Source organism: Streptomyces sp. NPDC028907 (assembly GCF_055564995.1).
The window spans coordinates 100,201-122,549 of the sequence record NZ_JBVHVE010000012.1 but is presented as its reverse complement, the minus strand read 5'-3'; the positions used below and the strand labels follow the sequence as shown (position 1 = coordinate 122,549).

The 22,349-nt window shown below is 72.1% G+C and carries 19 protein-coding genes and 2 pseudogenes; 17 read left to right on the top strand and 4 right to left on the bottom strand.

What is annotated here, in order from left to right; genetic code table 11:
- Positions 1 to 109: 109 nt before the first annotated feature.
- Both ACZ4UU_RS32225 and ACZ4UU_RS32220 read left to right on the top strand, forming a co-directional pair.
- Positions 110 to 1,213, top strand: a complete 1,104-nt coding sequence (locus ACZ4UU_RS32225) for a sensor histidine kinase (protein WP_471906912.1) — start codon at positions 110 to 112, stop codon at positions 1,211 to 1,213.
- Complete coding sequence (locus ACZ4UU_RS32220) at positions 1,210 to 1,899, top strand: response regulator (RefSeq protein WP_471906911.1); 690 nt, start codon at positions 1,210 to 1,212, stop codon at positions 1,897 to 1,899. The genes ACZ4UU_RS32225 and ACZ4UU_RS32220 overlap by 4 nt, the downstream gene beginning before the upstream one ends.
- Here the strand turns inward: ACZ4UU_RS32220 and meaB are convergent.
- From meaB to ACZ4UU_RS32205, 3 genes are read right to left on the bottom strand one after another with little or no spacing between them, the layout of a single operon-like run.
- Positions 1,848 to 2,891, bottom strand: a complete 1,044-nt coding sequence (gene meaB / locus ACZ4UU_RS32215) for a methylmalonyl Co-A mutase-associated GTPase MeaB (protein WP_471906910.1) — start codon at positions 2,889 to 2,891, stop codon at positions 1,848 to 1,850. The two genes, ACZ4UU_RS32220 and meaB, sit on opposite strands and share 52 nt — an antisense overlap.
- 5 nt (positions 2,892 to 2,896) lie before the next feature.
- Positions 2,897 to 5,071 carry a methylmalonyl-CoA mutase gene (gene scpA, locus ACZ4UU_RS32210; protein WP_471906909.1) on the bottom strand — a complete coding sequence of 725 codons (2,175 nt, stop codon included), beginning with the start codon at positions 5,069 to 5,071 and terminating at the stop codon, positions 2,897 to 2,899.
- Positions 5,071 to 6,873 (bottom strand): methylmalonyl-CoA mutase family protein, encoded by a 1,803-nt coding sequence (locus tag ACZ4UU_RS32205; RefSeq protein ID WP_471906908.1) that lies wholly within the window; start codon positions 6,871 to 6,873, stop codon positions 5,071 to 5,073. Before ACZ4UU_RS32205 ends, scpA begins: the two co-directional genes overlap by 1 nt.
- A gap of 91 nt (positions 6,874 to 6,964) precedes the next feature.
- Between ACZ4UU_RS32205 and ACZ4UU_RS32200 the strand changes: the two genes are divergently transcribed.
- The 3 genes from ACZ4UU_RS32200 to ACZ4UU_RS32190 are packed head-to-tail and all read left to right on the top strand — an operon-like array spanning position 6,965 to position 8,882.
- Positions 6,965 to 7,447, top strand: coding sequence for a hypothetical protein (locus tag ACZ4UU_RS32200; protein ID WP_471906907.1), 483 nt, complete (start codon positions 6,965 to 6,967; stop codon positions 7,445 to 7,447).
- A complete protein-coding gene (locus ACZ4UU_RS32195) occupies positions 7,444 to 7,752 on the top strand; it encodes a helix-turn-helix domain-containing protein (RefSeq protein WP_471906906.1) in 309 nt (102 codons plus the stop codon). The genes ACZ4UU_RS32200 and ACZ4UU_RS32195 overlap by 4 nt, the downstream gene beginning before the upstream one ends.
- A complete protein-coding gene (locus tag ACZ4UU_RS32190) occupies positions 7,749 to 8,882 on the top strand; it encodes a hypothetical protein (RefSeq protein WP_471906905.1) in 1,134 nt (377 codons plus the stop codon). Before ACZ4UU_RS32195 ends, ACZ4UU_RS32190 begins: the two co-directional genes overlap by 4 nt.
- Before the next feature lie 74 nt (positions 8,883 to 8,956).
- Here the strand turns inward: ACZ4UU_RS32190 and ACZ4UU_RS32185 are convergent.
- Positions 8,957 to 9,318 (bottom strand): annotated as a pseudogene (locus ACZ4UU_RS32185) (transposase); the annotation flags it as partial.
- A 166-nt stretch (positions 9,319 to 9,484) separates the two neighbouring features.
- Here ACZ4UU_RS32185 and ACZ4UU_RS32180 point away from each other — a divergent pair.
- From ACZ4UU_RS32180 to ACZ4UU_RS32125, 12 genes and pseudogenes are all read left to right on the top strand, one after another.
- Positions 9,485 to 9,889 (top strand): type II toxin-antitoxin system PemK/MazF family toxin, encoded by a 405-nt coding sequence (locus ACZ4UU_RS32180; protein WP_471907091.1) that lies wholly within the window; start codon positions 9,485 to 9,487, stop codon positions 9,887 to 9,889.
- A 188-nt stretch (positions 9,890 to 10,077) separates the two neighbouring features.
- Positions 10,078 to 10,299 (top strand): annotated as a pseudogene (locus tag ACZ4UU_RS32175) (site-specific integrase); the annotation flags it as partial.
- 49 nt (positions 10,300 to 10,348) lie between these two features.
- Complete coding sequence (locus ACZ4UU_RS32170) at positions 10,349 to 12,175, top strand: gamma-glutamyltransferase family protein (RefSeq protein ID WP_471906904.1); 1,827 nt, start codon at positions 10,349 to 10,351, stop codon at positions 12,173 to 12,175.
- Positions 12,176 to 12,303: 128 nt separating this feature from the next.
- Complete coding sequence (locus tag ACZ4UU_RS32165) at positions 12,304 to 13,149, top strand: inositol monophosphatase family protein (RefSeq protein WP_471906903.1); 846 nt, start codon at positions 12,304 to 12,306, stop codon at positions 13,147 to 13,149.
- Positions 13,150 to 13,293: 144 nt separating this feature from the next.
- Positions 13,294 to 14,706, top strand: a complete 1,413-nt coding sequence (locus ACZ4UU_RS32160) for a phytoene desaturase family protein (protein ID WP_471906902.1) — start codon at positions 13,294 to 13,296, stop codon at positions 14,704 to 14,706.
- A 264-nt stretch (positions 14,707 to 14,970) separates the two neighbouring features.
- Positions 14,971 to 15,993, top strand: a complete 1,023-nt coding sequence (locus ACZ4UU_RS32155; RefSeq protein ID WP_471906901.1) for an SCO3242 family prenyltransferase — start codon at positions 14,971 to 14,973, stop codon at positions 15,991 to 15,993.
- 35 nt (positions 15,994 to 16,028) lie between these two features.
- Positions 16,029 to 16,943, top strand: a complete 915-nt coding sequence (locus ACZ4UU_RS32150; RefSeq protein WP_471906900.1) for a sugar phosphate isomerase/epimerase family protein — start codon at positions 16,029 to 16,031, stop codon at positions 16,941 to 16,943.
- Between the two features lie 64 nt (positions 16,944 to 17,007).
- A complete protein-coding gene (locus ACZ4UU_RS32145) occupies positions 17,008 to 17,715 on the top strand; it encodes an EboA domain-containing protein (protein WP_471906899.1) in 708 nt (235 codons plus the stop codon).
- Between the two features lie 2 nt (positions 17,716 to 17,717).
- Positions 17,718 to 18,572 (top strand): TatD family hydrolase, encoded by an 855-nt coding sequence (locus tag ACZ4UU_RS32140; RefSeq protein WP_471906898.1) that lies wholly within the window; start codon positions 17,718 to 17,720, stop codon positions 18,570 to 18,572.
- A gap of 7 nt (positions 18,573 to 18,579) precedes the next feature.
- Positions 18,580 to 19,737, top strand: a complete 1,158-nt coding sequence (gene eboE, locus ACZ4UU_RS32135; RefSeq protein ID WP_471906897.1) for a metabolite traffic protein EboE — start codon at positions 18,580 to 18,582, stop codon at positions 19,735 to 19,737.
- Positions 19,734 to 21,149 (top strand): alkaline phosphatase family protein, encoded by a 1,416-nt coding sequence (locus tag ACZ4UU_RS32130; RefSeq protein WP_471906896.1) that lies wholly within the window; start codon positions 19,734 to 19,736, stop codon positions 21,147 to 21,149. The genes eboE and ACZ4UU_RS32130 overlap by 4 nt, the downstream gene beginning before the upstream one ends.
- On the top strand, positions 21,146 to 22,333 hold the full coding sequence (locus ACZ4UU_RS32125) for a cytochrome P450 (RefSeq protein ID WP_471906895.1): 1,188 nt from the start codon (positions 21,146 to 21,148) through the stop codon (positions 22,331 to 22,333). Before ACZ4UU_RS32130 ends, ACZ4UU_RS32125 begins: the two co-directional genes overlap by 4 nt.
- The last annotated feature ends 16 nt before the right edge of the window (positions 22,334 to 22,349 follow it).

Here is a 22,349-nt window from a genome sequence, read left to right as displayed (position 1 = left end):
CGCTGCGACGGCGGGGCGGGCCGACGTCCGGCACTACTACGCGGGGAGTAGTCGCAGAGCCGTCCACAGGGCTGACGTCGCTGTCGGTGGGGCCGTCTACTGTGCGGGCATGAGTGGGTACCGGATCACACGTGAGCGGCTCGGCGACCTGACCGTCGCGGTCGTGGTCGGCGTGATCACCGTGCTCGCCGCCGTCGCGGACGACCGGGCGGGGCTCGTGGACTGCGCGCTGATCGTGGCCGGTTCGCTGGCCCTGGCCGCGCACCGCACCGCCCCGCGCGCGGTCCTCGCCGTCACCACCGCCTGCCTGCTCGCCGACGTCGTCCACGCCGGGCCCGCCGCCGGGCTGGCCGTCCCCGTCGTGGGCGCGGTGCACACGGCGTCCCGGACCGGACACCGGGGCACGGCGGCGGCCGCGGCCGCGCTCTTCCTCGGCGGATACGCGGCGGCGGGTTCGGCGACCTCGGACATCGTCCGCGAGACACTGCTGCTCGCCGGCTGGTTCCTGTGCGCGGTGGTCACGGGCCTCGCCGACCGCAACTGGCGGGCGTACCTGCGTCAGACCGAACAGCGCGCCCTGGAGGCCGAACGCACCCGGGAGGAGGCGGCGCTGCGCCGGGCGGGCGAGGAACGCCTGCGCATAACCAGGGAGTTGCACGACTCCCTCACCCACAGCATCTCCATCGTCAAGCTCCAGGCGGGCGTTGCCGTGCACCTCGCCCGCAAACGCCGCGAGGAGGTGCCGCCCGCCCTGCTCGCCATCCAGGAGGCCAGCGGCGAGGCCATGCGCGAGCTGCGCGCCACCCTGGAGGTGCTGCGCACCGACGAGCCCACCGGCACTCCCACGCTGCTCGTGGAGCGGGCGCGGGCGGCCGGGCTGGCGGTGGACCTGACGGTGACGGGCGAGGAGCGCCCGCTGACGGCCACCGTGGACCGGGCGATGTACCGCATCGTCCAGGAGGCCCTCACCAACGCGGCACGGCACGCCGGACCGGCGAAGGTCAGCGTGCGACTCGCCTACGAGGACGGTGACTTGACCGTACTGGTCGAGGACGACGGTGCCGCCGACCCGTCCCGTCCGCCCACGCCCGGCATCGGCCTGACCGGCATGCGGGAGCGGGTCACGGCCCTCGGCGGCACCCTGGACGCCGCCCCGCGCGAGCAGGGAGGCTTCGCGGTACGGGCGCGGTTGCCGCTGGGGGAGGCGGGATGACGGACGGCGTGATCAGGGTGGCGCTCGTCGACGACCAGGCGCTGATGCGGGCCGGCTTCAGAGCGCTGCTGGAGGCCGAGGACGGCATCGAGGTGGTCGGCGAGGCGGCGGACGGCGAGCGGGGCCTGGCGCTGATCCGCGCCCAGGTGCCCGACATCGCGCTGATCGACGTACAGATGCCGGTCATGACGGGCATCGAGGCGACCCGCCACATCGCCGCCGACCCGGCCCTGTCGGGCGTCCGCGTGGTGATCCTCACCAACTACGGGCACGACGAGTACGTCTTCGAGGCGCTGCGAGCAGGCGCGAGCGGCTTCCTGCTGAAGGACACCGATCCGGCCGATCTGCTCCAGGCGATCGAGGTGGTGGCGGGCGGCGAGGCACTGCTGTCCCCGGCGGTGACCCGCACCCTCATCGGCGAGTTCGTCTCCCGTCCACCCGACCGGGCCACCGCCCCCGGCCTGGAGTGTCTGACCCGCCGCGAACGCGAGGTGACGGCGCTGGCGGCGCGCGGCCTGACCAACGAGGAGATCGCCGAACACATGGTGATCAGCCCGTTCACCGCGAAGACCCACGTCAGCCGGGCGATGACGAAGCTGGGCGCGCGCGATCGCGCCCAGCTCGTCGTGTTCGCCTACGAGTCGGGGCTGGTGGCGCCGCGCAGTCCCGACACGCCGGCGCTCTGAGCCCGAGCCCCGTGCCCGTCGCCGAAGGCCGCGAGGATCCGCTCCGCGGCGAGGGTCGCCGTCAACTCGCCGTCCCTGACCTGCTGTTCGAGCTCCGGGGCGACCGCCCGCACCGCCGGGTCGGCGTGCAGCCGGCCGAGGAGTTCGTCGCGGACCATGGTCCAGGTCCAGTCGACCTGCTGGTCGCGGCGCTTGGCGGCGAGACGGCCGGTGGAGTCGAGGAGGGCCCGGTGCTGTTCGAGGCGGTCCCAGACGGTGTCCAGGCCGATCGACTCACGCCCGCTGCAGTGCAGGACGGGCGGGGTCCAGGCGGCGTCCTTGCCGTGCATCAGCCGGAGCGCGCCCGAGAGTTCGCGCGCTGCGGCCCGGGCGTCCCGCTCGTGCGGGCCGTCCGCCTTGTTCACGGCGAGCACGTCGGCCAGTTCCAGGACGCCCTTCTTGATGCCCTGGAGCTGGTCGCCGGTGCGGGCCAGCGTGAGCAGCAGGAAGGAGTCGACCATGTTCGCGACAGCGGTCTCCGACTGGCCGACCCCGACCGTCTCCACCAGCACCACGTCGTAGCCCGCGGCCTCCATCACCACGATCGACTCACGGGTGGCCTTGGCGACCCCGCCCAGCGTCCCGGCGGTGGGGGAGGGCCGGATGAAGGCGGCCGGGTCGACCGCCAGGCGCTCCATCCGCGTCTTGTCACCCAGGATCGACCCGCCCGTACGGCTGGACGAGGGGTCGACGGCCAGCACCGCGACCCGGTGGCCGAGCCCGGTGAGCATCGTGCCGAACGCGTCGATGAACGTCGACTTACCGACCCCCGGCACCCCGCTCACCCCGATCCGGCGCGCCTTCCCGCTGTGCGGCAGCAGCTCGGTCAGCAACCGCTGGGCCAGCACCCGGTGCTGGGGCCGGGTGGACTCGACGAGGGTGATGGCGCGGGCGACGATCGCCCGCTTCCCGTCGAGTACACCCTTCACATACGCATCGAGTTCGATCGCCATGGGCTTCAGATGCCGTGCCCGAGGTCGGCCGCCAGCCGCCGCACCAGGTCGTGGGCCGCGTCCGGGATCACCGTCCCGGGTGGGAAGACGGCCGCCGCGCCCATCTCCAGCAGCGTCGCCACATCCTGCGGCGGGATCACCCCGCCGACCACGATCATGATGTCCTCGCGGCCCTCCTCGGCCAGCGCCTCCTTGAGCGCCGGTACGAGGGTGAGGTGACCGGCGGCCAGCGACGACACCCCGACGATGTGCACGTCGGCCTCGACGGCCTGGCGGGCCACCTCGGCCGGGGTCTGGAACAGCGGGCCGACGTCGACGTCGAAACCGAGGTCGGCGAAGGCGGTGGCGATCACCTTCTGGCCGCGGTCGTGGCCGTCCTGGCCCATCTTGGCGACCAGGATGCGCGGGCGGCGGCCCTCGCTCTCCTCGAAGGAGTCCACGAGGGTACGGGTGCGGTCCACGGACGGGGACTCTCCGGCTTCGTTGCGGTACACGCCGGAGATCGTACGGATCTGGCTCGCGTGCCGCCCGTACACCTGCTCCAGGGCGTCCGAGATCTCCCCGACGGTGGCCTTCGCGCGGGCCGCGTTCACCGCGAGCTCCAGCAGGTTGCCCTCACCGCCGGCCGCCCGGGTCAGCGCGTCCAGGGCGTCCCGGCAGGCGGTCTCGTCCCGCTCCTCGCGCAGCCGCCGCAGTTTGGCGATCTGCTGCGCGCGCACGGAGGAGTTGTCGACCTTGAGCACCTCGATCTGCTCGTCGCTGTCGACGCGGTACTTGTTCACGCCGATCACCGGCTGGCGGCCGGAGTCGATCCGGGCCTGGGTGCGGGCCGCGGCCTCCTCGATGCGCAGCTTCGGGATGCCGGCGTCGATCGCCTTGGCCATGCCGCCGGCCGCCTCCACCTCCTGGATGTGCTGCCAGGCGCGCCGGGCGAGGTCGTACGTCAGCTTCTCCACGTAGGCGCTGCCGCCCCACGGGTCGATCACCCGGGTCGTGCCGGACTCCTGCTGGAGGAGCAGCTGCGTGTTGCGGGCGATGCGCGCCGAGAAGTCGGTCGGCAGGGCCAGCGCCTCGTCGAGCGCGTTGGTGTGCAGCGACTGGGTGTGGCCCTGGGTCGCCGCCATCGCCTCGACACACGTACGCGTGACGTTGTTGAACACGTCCTGCGCGGTCAGCGACCAGCCCGAGGTCTGCGAATGGGTGCGCAGCGACAGCGACTTGGAGTTCTGCGGGTCGAACTGCTTCACCAGCTTCGCCCACAGCAGCCGGGCCGCGCGCAGCTTGGCGACCTCCATGAAGAAGTTCATGCCGATCGCCCAGAAGAACGACAGCCGGGGCGCGAACGCGTCCACGTCCAGGCCGGCCTCCCGGCCCGCGCGGATGTACTCGACGCCGTCCGCGAGCGTGTACGCCAGCTCCAGGTCGGCCGTCGCACCGGCCTCCTGGATGTGGTAGCCGGAGATGGAGATGGAGTTGTAGCGCGGCATCCGCTGCGAGGTGAACGCGAAGATGTCGGAGATGATCCGCATCGACGGCTTCGGCGGATAGATGTAGGTGTTGCGGACCATGAACTCCTTCAGAATGTCGTTCTGAATGGTCCCGGCCAGCTTCTCCGGCGGTACGCCCTGCTCCTCCGCCGCCACGATGTACAGCGCCAGCACCGGCAGCACGGCGCCGTTCATCGTCATCGACACGGTCATCCTGTCCAGCGGGATCCCGTCGAACAGCTGCCGCATGTCGTAGATCGAGTCGATCGCCACACCCGCCATGCCGACGTCGCCCGTCACGCGCGGGTGGTCGCTGTCGTAGCCGCGGTGGGTCGGCAGGTCGAAGGCGACCGACAGGCCCTTCTGGCCGGCCGCCAGATTGCGGCGGTAGAAGGCGTTGGACTCCTCGGCGGTCGAGAAGCCGGCGTACTGGCGGATCGTCCAGGGCTGGTTGACGTACATCGTCGGGTACGGGCCGCGCAGGTACGGGGCCATGCCCGGGTAGGTGCCGAGGAAGTCCAGGCCCTCCAGGTCACGGCCCGTGTACAGCGGCTTGACCGCGATGCCCTCGGGGGTCTCCCACAGCGGCTCGTCGCCGCCCGTGGCCTGCTTGACGGCCGTACGCCACTCGTCGGCGCCGCCAACGGTGGCCGGGGTCCCCAGTTCGATCCCGGAGAAGTCGGGGATTCCCATCAGGACACTCCCATGCGGTCGAGGGTGGCGGACAGCACGGCGACGGCGTCACAGCCCGCGAAGACGTAACTGTCGACATCGGTGTACTGCCCGGGCCGGCCCGCGAGGAACACGTGCGTGGCGCCCGCCGACCTGAACCCGGCGGCCACCGTCCCGGCCTGTTCCTCGTACACGGCGTCACTGGAGCACACGCACACCTCGGTGGCGCCGCTCTCCTCGAAGGTGCCCTCGGTGACGGGCTCGATGCCGCCCGCCTGGAACAGGTTCGAGGCGAAGGTGAGGCGCGCGGTGTGCGCGGCGGCCGGCCCGAGCGCGGCCAGGAAGATCCGGGGCCGGGAGCCGGTGGCGGCCAGGTGGGCGTCGGAGCGGGCCCGCAGCACCTCGTACGCCTCGTCGCGACGGACCCGGGGGAGACCGCCGGACCGGGGTTCGGGCGCGGGCTCGCGCTCCACGGGCGGCTCGGAGAGGTGCGGGAACTCGCTGACCCCGGTGACGGGCTCGCGGCGCCCCGCGAGCTTTCCGGTGCGCGCCTCCCAGGTGTCGGCCAGGTCCTGACGCAGCTGACCGGAGCGCAACACGGCGGCCTGGCCGCCCGCCTGCTCGATCCGCTGGAAGAACTCCCAGCCGACGCGGGCCAGTTCGTCGGTGAGGGACTCCACGTACCAGGAGCCGCCCGCCGGGTCGATCACCCGGGCGAGGTGCGACTCCTCGATGAGGATGGTCGAGGTGTTGCGGGCGATGCGCCGCGCGAACGCGTCCGGCAGCCCGAGCGCGTGGTCGAACGGCAGCACGGTCACCGCGTCGGCGCCGCCGACCCCGGCGGCCAGCGTGGCCACCGTCGTACGCAGCATGTTCACCCACGGGTCGCGGCGCGTCATCATCACCGGCGAGGTGACGGCGTGCTGCACCTGGGCGCTCGGCGCCCCGCACACCTCGGTCACCCGCGCCCACAGCCGGCGCGCGGCGCGCAGCTTGGCGATGGTCAGGAACTGGTCGGCGGTGGCCGCGTAGCGGAACTCCAGCTGCGCACAGGCCTGTTCGACCGTAAGCCCGGCCTCGGTGAGCTCCCGCAGATACGCGACGCCGGTCGCCAGCGAGGCGCCCAGTTCCTGGGCGGCCGAGCCACCGGCCTCGTGATACGGCAGCGCGTCCACGGTCAGTGCCCGCAGCCCCGGGTACTCCTCGGCGCACAGCCGCGCCAGCGCGGCGACCGGCGCGAACGCCGAGGACTTTCCGGTACGTGCCTCATGGCCGAGCGGGTCCCCGCCGAGGTTGCCGCGCGCCGCCTCCTTGGCGACGCCCCGCTCCTCGTACAGCCGCAGCAACACGCCGGCGGCGGCCTCCACGTCGGCTCCCGCGTCGAGGGCGACGGGCGCGAGGTCGAGATAGACGCCGTCCAGGACCCGGCCGAGCGAGGAGATCGGGATGCCGCCCTCGCCGACGACCAGCCAGAGCGAGGTGACGCCGTTCTCCAGGTCCGCGAGCGCCACACCGTCCGCGACCGTCGTGTGCCGCTGCCGCAGATCCCAGCCGCCGGCCGTGTTGCCCTCGGGGCGAGAACCGCGGACGAAGGGGGCGAATCCGGGCAGGCCGGGGTCGGGCGCGGCGTCGCGCGCGGTGAACAGCGGACGGGTACGGAGCCCGTCCTCCAAAGCTGTGGACAGGGCTTCTTCCGCTGCCGCGCCCGAGACGTCCTTGCCCGACTTGCGCAGAACACCTTCCACCAGGTGTTGCCACTGCTCATGGGTTGCGTCAGGGAACTCGGCGGCCAGCGAGAGCCCGTCGTCAGGCAGGACCGTCATGTTCGGATGCTAGGTCAGATCGACAAAGGAGCAGCAGAGGGCACGGCTGTGACCTTTCCCTCTCCGACGCTGTGACCTGGGTCTCCGGGGTGTGCCGGGCGGTGTTCCGGGGCTGGATCTCCGTGGGCGGGGCGGGGCGGGGCGGGTCGGCCGGACCGACCTGGAGTCGGAGGCCGTCCTGGCCCTGCTTGCCGCCCTCGACGTGGCGGACCCGGACGGCCCGGACCCGGGCGGCCGCCTGATCAAGGACGCGGTGAACCGGATGTGGGCCTACGCGAAGCGCGTCACGCGGGAGATCCCCGTCGTCGACATCGATGCCTTCGCCGATGCCCGCAATGCCGTCGACCCGCCGCAGAAACGGCCCCGTCCACCCGAGCGATGGGAACTGCATATCACGCCCCCGCCCCGCCGCGAGGGCCTGTACGCCACACTCCGCTTCGCTGAGCCGCGCCCTCGGCAAGACGGCCGGCGGACCGGGACCCGCCTGCCCGACCTGGTGTTCCGGGCCCGCCGCCACCAAGAAGCCGACCTCATCGGCACGCTGGTCCTGTGCCCAGCGGGAGCCCAGCGGTGAGCGGGCGGTCCGGCCCGCCGCTCGGCTTCGCGGAGGCCCTCGACCTGCCACTGAGTGTTGACCTGCGCACAGCCGCACGCGCCTTCGGTATCTGTCCCGCGACGGCGTACAAGCTGATCCGCCTCGGCGTCTTCCCGTGTCCCGTGTTGAGGGTCGGCGGACGCTACCGCATCCCCACCGCCTACTTGCTACGCACCCTCGGGATCGAGGAGCGGCCCGTGTACGCCGTTCCCCTGGAGGACGACGAGGCGCCCGCTGCCCGGCCCCACGACACCCACTCTCGAGCATCGGAGGTTTCCGCATGAACACGCCAGAGGCGCTCCGGCAGGAGTCCGCCCAGCCCCGTAGGTGCTTCGTCGTCGGCCCCATCGGCGACCCGCACGCCGCGCACGGAAGCCCCGAGCGTGAGGCCTACGAGCACCATCTCGGCATCTTCGAGGAGGTGATCGCCCCCGCCTGCGAGAAGTACGGCATCAGCGCCGTGCGCGCGGACGGCATCGCACACGCCGGTGACATCAACGAGCAGATCTGCCGGTATGTCGTCGAGTCCGACTTGGTCGTCGCGGACGTAAGCGGCGGCAACCCCAATGTGATGTACGAGCTGGGGCTGCGGCACATCACCGGCAAGCCGACGATCCACATCGGGGAGTCCGGGCAGTTGCCCTTCGACATCGCATCGATCAGGACGATCCGCTACCAGCGAAAGCGCAGTCATCTGGCCGGAGCGCGCAAGGAGATCGAGAGCGCCCTGGAGGCCGGGCTCCGGGACGGCTTCGAACTTCTCACACCGGCACGGGTGCTGCGCGGACTTCAGGCCGGTGATGGGTCAAGCTCCGGCCAGGAGGTCGGCGATGGCAGGGAGGAGGACGAGGACCCGCCCGGTCTGCTCGACGACTTCGCCGTCATCGAGGACGGGCTGGACGAGATGACCGCCGACTTGGAGGCGATCGCGAAGACGATCGAGACGATCGGGGCGCTGACCGAGCAGTCCAGCACCGAGATGCTGGAACTGGCCCGGGCGAACGCGCCCGCGAGCGCGCGCCTCGCCGCCGTCGTCCGGTATGCGGAGACGATCAGTGCACCGGCGGGCGAACTGAACGTCGTCGCCGCCGCGTTCGTGGAGCGGATGGCAACCATGGACAGCGGGGTGCGGGCCGCGCTGGGGCTCATCGAGATGACGCCTCCCGACGAGCGCGATGAGGGAGCGGAGGTGTTCCTGGAGCAGCTGATGTCCCTGGACGAGGCCGCGCAGGACGGTCTGGTGCAGATGGGCTTCTTCGGCACCTCGGCGGGCGCCATGGTCCGGGTGAGCCGACACCTCCGCAAGCCGGTGAAGGACATCTCCGCAGCGGTGGAGCAATTGACCTCCGCCATCACGAGGATGGGGGAGTGGGCGGCCAAGGCCCGTGCGCTGGCGCACAGTGCCACCGTGTGACACTGCCCCTTGCAGGGACCCGGACCTCCTCAGAGGCCCGGGTCCTGTGCCTGCTCGTTCACGGCATCCTTGCCCTGCGGAACACAGAGTTCCCGGTCCACTGCGGCCTGCCCGCGGCGGCCGGCGTAGACCAGGTAGATAGACGGCGACTTGGGCGTTCTCGATCCTGCCCGCGGTGCCGGTGTACTGCCGCTGGACTCCAACGGTGTCGGTGCCTTTCTTCACGTCGCCGGTCTCGTTGACCACCAGCACCGCCTCGTCGTCGTGCAGATGCTCCACCACGTGGTCACCCACCTCGTCGCTGACCTGGTCGGCATCCCACTTCGCCCTCCCGAGCAGGTGCCGCATGCCGTCCGGGGTCCTGTCCCCGGCCTACTCGGCGATGGTCCAGCAGTTCTTGCGCGACCCGTGTGAAGCGTCCCGCCATCCGGCTCATCAGGCCCTCGAACGCCTCCTGGCAGCAGGCAGGGCCTACGCTGTGACCTGCGGCCACCGCAGGATCGTTTGTCTTCACACACCGATGATCAACGGTGGCCGCACCCGTCTCCACACCGCGTCAGGTCGCGCAGCGTCTGCCTGCCGGCCTGTGTATCGGAGGGCTTGTGCAACGTGGCGAAGTCTGGTGGGTCCAGTTCGACGAGCGGAGGTTGGTCGTACTGCTGTCAGGAGACGACGCGTCCGGGTTCCAGGTGATGCAGGTCGTCGCTCCGGCGGGCCTCGACATCAGCGGTCTGGGCATCGAAGTGACGGTCGGCGCCGGTGAAGGGCTGCCGCTCGAAGGCGTGCTGCGGCTCGCGTTCCCGCGTCCAGGCTTCACCCCGTGCACGTGGCTGACCACCGTGTCCCGGGACGACCTGATAGAGCGGGCGGCCGTCCTGTCCTCCAGGAAGCTCAGCGAGATCGACGATGCCCTCCGACTCGCTGAACAAGCACAGGAGCGGACGCCGGTAACGACCGCGAAGCTCAACGAGATAAGGGACGCCCTCCGTCGCGGTGAACTCGGGTAGACGGAGAAGGAGCCGACGCCCGCGACGGCATGGGCGATCTCGGGCGAGATGATCCACGCTGGACACCTGCCGCCTCGACGCCCCTCACCATCGGGATCACGATCTACGGCTGGAGTTCGTTGATCCGCGTGACGGCTCCATCACACTCGCTGAATACGTTGAGCAGTACTGGGTGCCGGGTGTGCCCGAGGCACGCCTACGCGTCCCTCGTGCTGGAGGCAGGCGAGTCCGTCGTAACCCTCGCCCAATGGCTGGGGCATTCCTCGCCGACCATCACCCTTGACCACTACGCCCACTTCATGCCGGAGGCGGGGAAGAAGGGGCGCAGAGCGATCGATAGCCTGCTAGGGGAGCCGACGGAGGAGCCCTCCGGCCCGAACCCCCCAGATTCTCCCCAGGACCGATACTGAGCGTCGACCGATCCGGCCGCCGTGCGGAAACAACGAGGTGAGAGGCCCCATGTTCACGACCCGCCCCACCCTCCAGGGCACCTTCGGCATGGTGTCCTCCACCCACTGGCTCGCCTCGCAGTCCGCGATGGCCGTGCTGGAGCGCGGGGGCAACGCCTACGACGCCGCCGTGGCCGGCGCGTTCGTGCTGCACGTCGTCGAGCCGCATCTCAACGGACCGGCCGGTGAGGTACCGATCCTCGTCGCCCCGGCGGGCGGCGAGGTGCGCGTGCTGTGCGGGCAGGGCGTGGCACCAACCGGGGCGACCGTCGCGCACTACCGGGGGCTCGGGCTGGACCTCGTGCCCGGCACGGGACCGCTCGCCGCCGCCGTGCCCGGCGCGTTCGACGCCTGGATGCTGTTGCTGCGGGACCACGGCACAAAGTCGCTCGCCGAGGTGCTCCAGTACGCCATCGGCTACGCCGAACACGGCCACGCGCCCGTGGAGCGGGTGGGCGAGACCGTGGAGACCGTGCGGGAGCTGTTCGAGACCGAGTGGACCTCGTCGGCCGAGGTGTACCTGCCCGGCGGGAAGGCGCCCCGGCCCGGGGAGCCGTTCCGCAACCCGGCCCTCGCCGCCACCTGGAGGCGGCTGCTCGACGAGGTCGCCGGTGCCGGGGACCGGGTCGCCGAGATCGAGGCCGCGCGGGAGGTGTGGCGCACCGGGTTCATCGCCGAGGCCCTGGTACGGCAGGCCCAGCGCCCCACCATGGACACCAGCGGCGAGCGGCACTCCGGCACGCTCACGGCCGCCGACCTCGCCGGCTGGTCCGCGACCTACGAGGCGCCGACGACGTACGACTGGAACGGCTGGACCGTGTGCAAGGCCGGCCCCTGGAGTCAGGGCCCCGTCCTCCTCCAGCAGCTCGCGCTGCTTCCGCCCGAGTTGCCCCGGTACGGGTCCGCCGAGTACGTCCATCTGCTGATCGAGGGCTGCAAGCTGGCCATGGCCGACCGGGAGGCCTGGTACGGCGACGCGGCCGAGGTGCCGCTCGCCGACCTGCTGTCGGACGGCTACAACGCCGCCCGGCGGGAACTGGTCGGCGAGAAGGCCTCCCACGAGCTGCGCCCCGGCAGCCCGGGCGGACGCGCCCCGCGGCTGTGCGCCCACGCGCGCGTGGTGGCCTCCGACGAACCCGGCTTCGACGTGCTGGGCGTGGGCGAGCCGACGGTCGCCAAGAGCCCGACGTCGCCGGTGCCGGGCGAGCCCGACGTCTCCGCCGACGGCGCCACCCAGGGCGACACCTGCCACCTCGACATCGTCGACCGCTGGGGCAACATGATCGCGGCCACCCCCAGCGGCGGCTGGCTCCAGTCCAACCCGGTCGTGCCCGAACTGGGCTTCCCGCTCGGCACCCGGCTCCAGATGGCCTGGCTGGAGGAGGGCCTGCCGAACTCACTGACGCCGGGCCGGCGGCCCCGTACGACGCTCACACCCTCGATCGCCCTGCGCGACGGCGTGCCCGTCATGGCCTTCGGTACGCCCGGCGGCGACCAGCAGGACCAGTGGCAGCTGCACTTCCTCCTCGCGGTCGCCCTGCGCGCCCCGGTCCGCGGCGGCCTCGACCTCCAGGGCGCGATCGACGCCCCGAACTGGCACAACGACAGCTTCCCCGGCTCCTTCTACCCGCGCGGGATGCGCCCGGGAAGCGTCACCGTGGAGTCCCGTACACCCGTCGAGGTGGTGGAGGAGCTGCGGCGGCGCGGGCATGAGGTGACCGTCGGCGACGCCTGGTCGGAGGGGCGGCTGTGCGCCGTCGCGCGGGACCCGGAGACCGGGGTGCTGTCGGCGGCGGCGAATCCCCGGGGGATGCAGGGCTACGCGGTCGGGCGCTGAGGACAGGCCCCGGACGCCGAGCCTTCGACGTCTGACCTGCTGATATCCGCCCCTCATGTTCACGCCGAGGCCATCCGCCGGCCACCCGGCGGGCGGGGATTGTCAGTGGGGCGTGCTCTCATGGAGGGGTGATCGAAGAAAACGAAACCATCGACGAGTTTCTCGGCAAGCACGCGGCAGACGTGGAAGAAGCGGTCCGTAAGGCGGCCGCGGCCGAGATCATGCCCCGCTTCCGGCAGCTGGCCGACCACGAGGTCCACCAGAAGGCCGGACCGCACGACCTGGTGACCGACGCCGACCGGCTCGCCGAGAAGTACCTCACCGAGGTGCTCGGCGCGCTGCTGCCCGGCTCGGTCGTGGTCGGCGAGGAGACGGTGGACGCCGACCCGGCGTCGTACGAGGCGCTCCAGGGCGACGCCCCGGTCTGGATCGTCGACCCCGTCGACGGCACCCGCCAGTTCGTGCACGGCGACCCCGGCTTCTGCACGCTGGTGGCGCTCGCACGGCACGGCGTCCTGCTCGCCTCCTGGACCTACGCCCCCGCCCGCGACCAACTGGCCACGGCCGTACGGGGCAAGGGTGCCTACCTGGACGGTGTGCGACTGCGCTCGGGCGCGCCGGAGCCCGGCCGGGACCTGGACGTCGCGACCTCCCACCCGGACTACACCACCGACGAACAGAAGCGCCAGCTGCTGGGCCTGTGGACCGACGGGGTCAGGCCGCGCCCCTGCGGCTCGGCGGGCCTTGAGTATCTGGCCGTCGCCCGGGGCGAGTTGGACGCGACCGCGTTCAGCTGGGACCTGGCCTGGGACCACGCCGCGGGCATTCTCCTGGTCGAGGAGGCGGGCGGCGCCCACCTGACCCACGCGGGCGAGCCCTTCCGCATCACGGGCGGCAACGCCCTGCCGTTCACCACGGCCCGGGACGCGGCCACGGCTCGCCGGGTCGCGGGACTGCTGTCGGCAGGACGCTGATCGTCCAACAGCTCGGCCCGGCCCCGTACCGACACGGCCCCGCGTCCCCCGGGTGCGGCACCGCACCCCTGCGCTGTCAGTGCCGCGGCATATCCTGATCCTTCAATGGCCATCGGCTGACGAAGGAGTCCGAAGGTGCCGTCGATGCTCGATGCGGTCGTGGTGGGTGCGGGGCCGAACGGACTGACCGCTGCCGTGGAGCTGGCCCGCCGCGGCTTCTCCGTGGCCGTGTTCGAGGCGCGGGACACCGTCGGCGGCGGAGCCCGCACCGAGGAGCTGACCCTGCCCGGCTTCCGGCACGACCCGTGCTCCGCCGCGCATCCCCTGGGCATCAACTCGCCCGTGTTCCGGACCATGCCACTCGACCGCTACGGCCTGGAGTGGCTGCACGCCGACCTGCCCATGGCGCATCCCTTCACCGACGGCAGCGCCGCAGTGCTCTCCCGGTCCGTCGCCGAGACCGCCGCGTCGTTCGGTCCGCGCGACGCGGGCACGTACCGCAGGCTGGTCGAGCCGTTCCTCGCCAAGTGGGACACCCTGGCCCGTGACTTCATGTCCCTGCCCCTCACCGCCCTCCCCCGGGACCCGGTCACCCTCGCCAGGTTCGGCCTCGTCGGACTGCCCCCGTCGACCTGGCTGACGCGCCGCTTCCGCGACGAGCGGGCCAGGACGCTGTTCGCCGGCCTCGTCGCGCACGTCATCGCCCCGCTGGGTGGTCTCGCCACCAGTGCCATCGGCCTGGTCTTCGCCCTGGCCGCGCACGCCCGGGGCTGGCCCGTGGCCCGCGGCGGCTCCCAGTCCATCTCCGACGCCCTCACCGCCTACCTGAAGGACCTCGGCGGCACCGTCCACACCGACTACGAGGTCAAGCGGCTCGACGACCTGCCGCCCGCCCGCGCGTACGTCTTCGACACCTCACCCACCGCGCTGGCCCGCATCGCCGGCTTCGGCCGCTACTACGAGAACTACCGCTACGGCGCCGCCGCCTTCAAGATCGACTACGCGCTGGACGGCCCCGTGCCGTGGACCTCGCCGGAGGCGCGGCGGGCCGGCACCGTGCAGGTCGGCGGTAACAGCGCGGAGATCGGCGCCGCGCTGCGGGCCGCGTCCCGGGAGGGCCGGGCGCCCGACAAGCCGTTCATGATCACGGTGCAGCCCAGCGTGGTCGACCCCACCCGGGCCCCCGAGGGGGGGCATGTCTTCTGGGCGTACGGCCATGTGCCCAACGGCTGGACCGGAGACCTCACCGACGCCCTGGAACGCCAACTGGAGCGCTTCGCCCCGGGGTTCCGCGACCGCGTCCTCGCCCGCGCGACCGCCGGCCCGCCCGAACTCGCCGCCCGCAACGCCAACTACGTCGGCGGTGACATCGCCTCCGGCGCGGCCTCCGGGCTTCAACTGCTGCTCCGGCCCAAGCTGTCGCTCTTCCCCTACGGCACCCCGCACCCGGCCGTCTACATCTGCTCGTCGGCCACCCCGCCCGGACCGGGCGTGCACGGGATGTCGGGGCACAACGCGGCCAAGGCGGTGTGGCGGCGGCTGAGGCAGGAGCCGTGAGCTGCTCGGCGGGGAGAGCGACGCTGCTCGGCGGGGAGTGCGCGGCTGTTCGGCGGGAAGCATGAGGCCGCTCGGCGGGGCGCGTCGAACTGCTCAAACGGCCCACGTTTACCGGGTGTTCGGGTACCAGGGTAAGAAAGATTCTCTGTCTACTTTGTCACTCCGCTTACCGGGGGGTAGGTATCTGAATGGTCAACAGCCGCGAGTAGGGTGCGGCGCATGAAAGATCGGAAAGCGGTTGCCCGCTGCGGATCCCGGTCTGGCGTGCGCCTCAGTGACCTCGCCGAGCTCGTCAGAGCTCCGGCCGCGCTGAGTGTGCCCGGCGACGTGATCGCGGGAGCGGCCGCCGCCGGACGCCCGCTGGGCGCCCGTACCTTCGGAGTGATCGGTTCCTCCGTCTGCCTGTACTGGGCCGGCATGGCCCTGAACGACTACGCCGACGCTGCGGTGGACTCCGTCGAGCGGCCGGGGCGACCTGTGCCGTCGGGGCGGATACCACGGCGTACCGCGCTCGCCGTGGCCGGAACACTCACGGCGGCAGGGCTCGGTCTCGCCGCCGCGGCGGGGGGTCGGCGCAGTGTGGGTGTCGCGCTTCCGCTGGCGGGGCTGGTGTGGGCGTACGACCTGAAGCTGAAGTCCACCCCGGCGGGGGGCTTCGCCATGGCTGGGGCTCGGGTTCTGGACGTTCTGGCCGGAGCGGTCGCGGCCGGGGGCGGGGCGGAGTCGGTCGGGGGTGCGCTGCGGCGGGCCGCGGTGCCTGCGGGGCTGGTCGGGGTGCATACCGGGACGTTGATGGCGCTGAGCCGGTATGAGGTCGGTGGGGCACCTGTGCGGGTGCCTTCGGCGACGCTTGCGGTGTCTGCGGTGACGGCCCTGGCTGCGGGGGCCGCTCCGGTCGAGCGGGGCGCCTCAGGGGGTGCTGCCAAGGGTTGTCGAGCGGCTGCGGCGCCGTTGGGGCTTGTCGCGCCCCGCGGCGGAGCCGCTGTTCGGCACAGCCCCGCGCCCCTTGAGGGGGTTGCCGGCGCCGTGACTTCCAAGAAGCTGCGGGCCGCCGTCACCGTTGGTGGTGCCCTTGCCTATCTCGGGACCTATGGGGCCGCCCAAGTCCGTGCTGTGCGGGAGCCGTCGGGGGAGAACGTGCGGGGGGCCGTCGGGGCCGGGATTCTGGGGCTGATGCCCTTGCAGGCCGCGCTGACCGCGCGCGGTGGGGCGCCGGGTGTCGCCGCGGCGCTCGGTGTGATCCATCCCCTCGCACGCCGGCTCGCCCGGCGCATATCGCCCACCTGAGACCCGCCACACGCTCCGTGTGAGGAACCCGCACCATGAGACCTCCCCCCACGACTCCCCCCACGACTCCCCCCACGACTCCCCCCACGACTCCCCCCACGACTCCGCCCACCTCCCCCTCCACTCCCCTCAAGTTCGGCTACGGCACCAACGGCTTCACGCACCACCGGCTCTCCGACGTCCTCGTCGTCCTCGCCGACCTCGGCTACGACGGCGTCGCGCTGACCCTCGACCACGGCCATCTCGACCCGTACGCCGACGACCTGCCCCGACGCGTCAGCGACCTCGCGCGGCAACTCGGGCGGCACGGGCTGGACGTGACGGTGGAGACCGGGGCGCCGTACTTCCTCGACCCCTGGGGCAAGCACCTGCCCACGCTGATGTCCGACGGCTCCGAGCCGAGGGTCGACCTGCTGCGGCGCGCCCTGCGTATCGCGGCCGACCTCGGGTCGCCCACCGTGCATCTGTGCAGCGGCCCGGCGCCGGACGGGCTGCCGGAGCGGGACGCGTGGAAGCGGCTCGCGGCCGGTGTCGAGACCGTGCTGGAGGCGGCGGAGACGTACGGGGTGGCGCTGGCCTTCGAGCCGGAGCCGTACATGTTCGTCGACACCGTGGAACGCTGCCTGCACCTCGCCCAACTGATCGGCGGACACGAGCTGTTCGGGATCACCCTGGACATCGGCCACGCGCACTGCGTGGAGAACCGTTCCGTGCTCGACTGCGTGCACGACGCGGCGCCTCTTCTGCGCAACGTGCAGATCGAGGACATGCGGCGCGGCATCCACCAGCACCTCGAACTCGGCGCCGGTGAGATCGACTTCCCGCCCGTCCTGGACGCCCTGCGCGCGATGAACCACCGCGGTCTGATCTCCGTGGAGATCCAGGGCGGCTCGCTCGACGCGCCCGACGTCGCCCGCCGCTCGATCGAGTTCCTGCGCGCGATCGGCTAGGCGCACCCCTGCCCGCCCACCCCTTCTGGCCCCACCCCTCCCACCTCGCAGAAGGTGTTCCTCCATGGCTGTCACGACCGCCTCCGCCTCGGCCCCGCCGAACCCCCACCCCGCCCTGATCGCCGTACTGGATCCCACCGCCCGCGCCTGGCTGGACGACTGCGTCGTCAAGGTGACGGCCGAACCCGCCGCCGTGCAAAGGCTCTTCCCCGCCGTCCGAAGGCGCTGCGGACACGGCCGCGTCGACGACCACTGGACCGTCGACGAGGCCGCCCGGGCCGTCCTGCTCACCGCTCTGCCCCTGCGCGGCCAGGCCCTCGCCGACGAGGTGACCCGTCTGCACCGGCACGGCGACCCGGCCGAACAGCGCGCCGTCCTGCGCACCCTGCCGCTGCTCGACCTCGGCGACCTCGCCCTGCCCCTCGTACGGGAAACCCTGCGCGGCAACGACACCACCCTGATCGAGGCCGCCCTCGGCCCGTACGCCGCCGCGCACCTCCCGGACGCAGAGTTCCGCCAGGCCGTACTGAAGTGCGTGTTCTGCGAGATCCCGCTCGACCGGATCACCGGCCTCGACCGCCGTGCCGACCGCGAACTGGCCCGGATGCTCGCCGACTTCGCCCACGAGCGGATCGTCGCGGGACGGGACGTACCCCAGGACATCGTGCCCGTCGTCCACGCCTTCCCGGACGTCATCGGCGCGGAACTCAAGCAGGCACTCATGGACCGACCCACGGACCGACTCACGGACGTACTCAAGGAAGAGGGCTGACCGTGCGCATCTTCGACCCCCATATCCACATGACCTCCCGCACGACCGACGACTACGAGGCGATGTACGCCGCCGGGGTGCGCGCTGTCGTGGAGCCCGCCTTCTGGCTCGGCCAGCCCCGCACCTCGCCGGAGAGCTTCTACGACTACTTCGACGGGCTGCTCGGCTGGGAGCCGTACCGCGCCGCCCAGTTCGGCATCCAGCACTTCTGCACGATCGCGCTCAACCCGAAGGAGGCGAACGACCCCCGCTGCGTGCCGGTCCTCGACGAACTGGACCGCTATCTCGCCAAGGACCGGGTCGTCGCCGTCGGCGAGATCGGCTACGACTCGATGACGCCGGAGGAGGACGAGGCCCTCGCCCGCCAGCTCCAGCTCGCCGTCGAGCACGAGCTGCCCGCACTCGTGCACACCCCGCACCGCGACAAGGCGGCCGGCACCCGGCGCACCCTGGACGTCGTGAAGGAGTCGGGCATCGCCCCCGAGCTCGTCGTCCTCGACCACCTCAACGAGCTCACCGTCGGGATGGTCCTCGACAGCGGCTGCTGGGCCGGGTTCTCGATCTACCCGAAGACCAAGATGAGCGAGGACCGGATGGTGGAGATCCTCAAGGAGCACGGGAGGGAACGCGTGCTCGTGAACTCCGCCGCGGACTGGGGGCGTTCGGATCCGCTCAAGACCCGCAGGACGGCCGACGCCATGCTCGCCGCCGGGTTCGACGAGGACGACGTCGACAAGGTGCTCTGGCGCAACCCCGTCGCCTTCTACGGCCAGAGCGGGCGGCTGGAGCTGGACGAGCCCAAGCCGGACGAGGAGGCCACCTTCCAGGGCAACTCCATACGCCGCGGGGGAGCGTGATCGTCCCATGCGCTTTCTGCATCCGGACGGTACGACCGTCCACCTCGGGTATTGCAGCAACGTCCACCAGGCCGAGGACCTGGAGGGCGTCATCGCCCAACTCGCCACGTACGCCGAGCCGGTGCGCGAACACCTCGGCCTCGACCGGCTCGGCATCGGGCTGTGGCTGGCCCGGGGCGTGGTCGGCGAACTCGCCGACGACGAGCGGGCGTTGGCACGCCTGCAGCGCGAGCTGCGGGCGCGCGGGCTGGAGACCGTCACCCTCAACGCCTTCCCGTACGCGGGGTTCCACCGCGAGGTCGTCAAGAAGGACGTGTACCTGCCCGACTGGGCCGACGAGGCCCGGCTGAAGTACACCCTGGACTGCGCCCGCGTCCTCGCCGCGCTCCTCCCGGACGACGTCGACCACGGCAGCGTCTCCACCCTCCCGCTGGCCTGGCGCACCCCGTGGACGCCCGCCTGCGCCGAGGAGGCCCGGCACGCCCTGGGCCGGCTGACCACGGGGCTCGCCGCGCTGGAGGCGTGGACGGGCCGCCGTATCCGCGTCGGCTTCGAACCGGAACCCGGCTGCGTCGTCGAGACCACCACCCAGGCGGTACGGGAACTCGGCGGACTCGACCCCGACCGGCTCGGCATCTGCCTGGACGCCTGCCATCTCGCCGTGCAGTTCGAGCAACCGGGCGAGGCCCTGCGCCGGCTCGCGGAAGCCGGGATGCCCGTCGTCAAGCTCCAGGCGTCCTGCGCCGTGGAAGCCGCCGACCCGGCCGACCCCGCCGCCCGTGCGGCCCTGCGCCGGCTCGCCGAACCCCGGTTCCTGCACCAGACCCGGACCACGAGCGACGGTGAGGTCGTCGGCGTGGACGACCTCCCGGAGGCCTTGGACGGCGAGCTTCCCGCCGGCGGCGGCCCCTGGCGCGTCCACTTCCACGCCCCGCTGCACACCGAGCCCGAAGCCCCGCTGCGTACGACGGCCGACCAGCTCGACCAGGTCCTCACCGGGCTGCTGGGCGGCACCTCGGCCGCCTGCGACCACATCGAGGTCGAGACCTACACCTGGTCCGTCCTGCCCGAACCGCCCGCCGACCTGCCCGGCGGCATCGCCGCCGAACTCGCCTGGGCCCGCGACCGGTTGACCGGCCTCGGCCTCAAGGAGGACCCGTCATGACGACCGACCACCCGGCGAACCGCGTTGTCGTCCTCGACATCGTCGGCCTCACCCCCAACCTGCTCAAGCACATGCCGGCCGTCGCAGCCCTCGGCGAACGCGGCTTCCAGGCCCGCCTCGACACCGTGCTGCCCGCCGTCACCTGCACCGTCCAGTCCACCCTCCTCACCGGCGAACCCCCGTCCACGCACGGCGCGGTGGCCAACGGCTGGTACTTCCGCGACCTCGGCGAGGTCATGCTCTGGCGCCAGCACAACGCGCTCGTCGGCGGTGAGAAGATCTGGCAGACGGCCCGCAGGTCGAACCCCGACTACAAGGTCGCCAACATCTGCTGGTGGTACGCGATGGGCGCCGACGTCGACTGGACGGTCACCCCGCGCCCCGTCTACTACTCCGACGGCCGCAAGGAACCCGACTGCTACACCTGGCCGCCGGCCCTGCACGACGAACTCACCGACCGGCTCGGCCCGTTCCCCCTGTTCACCTACTGGGGCCCGAACGCCGGCCTGCCCTCCACCCAGTGGATCCTCGCCGCCGCCCGCCAGGTCTTCGACGAGAAGCGCCCCGACCTCACGCTCGTCTACATCCCGCAGATGGACTACGAGCCCCAGCGCTCCGGCCCCGACTCGGACGCGACGATCGAGGCGGCCCGCCGGCTCGACGACGCCCTCCGCCCGCTGATCGACCACTTCCTGCGCGAGGGCGCGACCGTCGTGGCGCTCAGCGAGTACGGCATCACTCCCGTCTCCCGCCCGGTCGACATCAACCGCGCCCTGCGCAGGGCCGGGCTGCTGGAGGTGTACACGCAGGACGGCATGGAGTACCTCGACCCGTGGACCTCCCGTTCCTTCGCGGTCGCCGACCACCAGATCGCCCACGTCTACGTCCGCGACCCGGCCGACACCGGGGCGGTCGCGAAGATCGTCGATGAACTCGACGGCGTGGAGCGGGTGTTGGACGCCGAGGGCAAGGCGGCGCACGGCCTGGAGCACGAGCGCTCCGGCGAGCTCGTCGCCGTCGCCGACCCCGACGCCTGGTTCACGTACTACTACTGGCTGGACGACGAACGCGCCCCCGACTTCGCCCGCCAGGTCGAGATCCACCGCAAGCCCGGCTACGACCCCGCCGAGCTCCTCTACGACGAGACGGTCCCCGCGGTGAAGCTGCGCGCCGTCGGCCAGGTCGCCCGCAAGAAGCTCGGCTTCCGCTACCGCCTCAAGACCGTCCCCCTGGACCCCTCCGGCGTCCGCGGCAGCCACGGCCGGCTGCCCGGCGACCCCGACCACGGCCCCGTGCTGCTGTGTTCGGAGCCGGAGCGCGCCCAGGACGCCTACGCGGCCACGGAGGTCAAGTCGCTGCTGCTGGGCCTGGCGGGCCTGAACACCGAAGGAACCGAAGGAACGGCCACATGACGACCCACCCGTCGCTCCCCACGATCCGCCCTCTGCTCGACCCGGCCCCCGAGTACGCCAAGTGGCAGTCCGAGGAGCCGATCCGCCGGGTGACGATCTGGGGTGACAACAGCCCCTGGCTGGTCACCCGCCATGAGGACGCCCGCACGGTCCTCGCGGACCCCCGCTTCAGCGCGGACGCCAACCACCCGAACTTCCCCCACACCCGCCCGGGCGCGCCCCCACAGGCCCCCGGCCTCTTCCACCAGATGGACCCGCCGGACCACACCCGGCTGCGCCGGATGCTGATCCCCGACTTCACCTTCCGGCGCATCGAGCAGATGGCCGGCGCCGTCCTGCGGATCTGCGACGACCTGCTGGACGCGATGACGCAGGGCGACGCGACGGAGGCGGACCTGGTCGCGTCGTACGCGCTGCCGCTGCCCACCCTCGCCATCTGCGAACTGCTCGGCGTCCCCTACGAGGACCACGGCTTCTTCCGTGCGAAGTCCAACGCCCTCACGAGCGTCGCCGGCGACCCGGCCGAGGCGATGTCCGCCCGCATGGCGCTCTACGGCTATCTGCGCGCCCTGATCGAGCGCCGCACGCAGGACCCCGCCGACGATCTCGTCTCCCGTCTGGCCACGGAACGCGTCGCGACCGGCGAGGCCACCCTCGACGAGGCGACAGGCATGGTCTCCCTCCTGCTGCTGGCGGGCCACGAGACGACCGCCAACATGTTCCCGCTGGCCGCCATCGCCCTGCTCCAGCACCCGGCCCAACTGGAGGCACTGCGCGCCGACGACTCCCTGTGGCCGGGGGCGGTGGAGGAACTCCTGCGCCATCTGACCGTCATCCACTCCGGGATACGGCGGGTCGCCACGGAGGACGTCGACCTGTCCGGCGTCCGCATCCGCGCGGGCGAGGGCGTGGTGGTCGCCCTGCAGGCCGCCAACCGTGATCCGGCCGTGTACGCCGACCCCGACGCCCTCGACGTCCGCCGTGACGCGAGCGGCCACCTCGCGTTCGGCCACGGGCTGCACCAGTGCCTCGGCCAGTCCCTGGCCCGCACGGAACTCCGGATCGGGCTGTCCACCCTGTTCCGCAGGCTGCCGTCCCTGCGTATGACGGCCCCGCCCGAATCGCTCGCCCTCTCGACGAGCACGGTCCACGGGGTGCGCTCGCTGCCGGTCGCCTGGCAGTGAACCTGTGGTGGCCGGG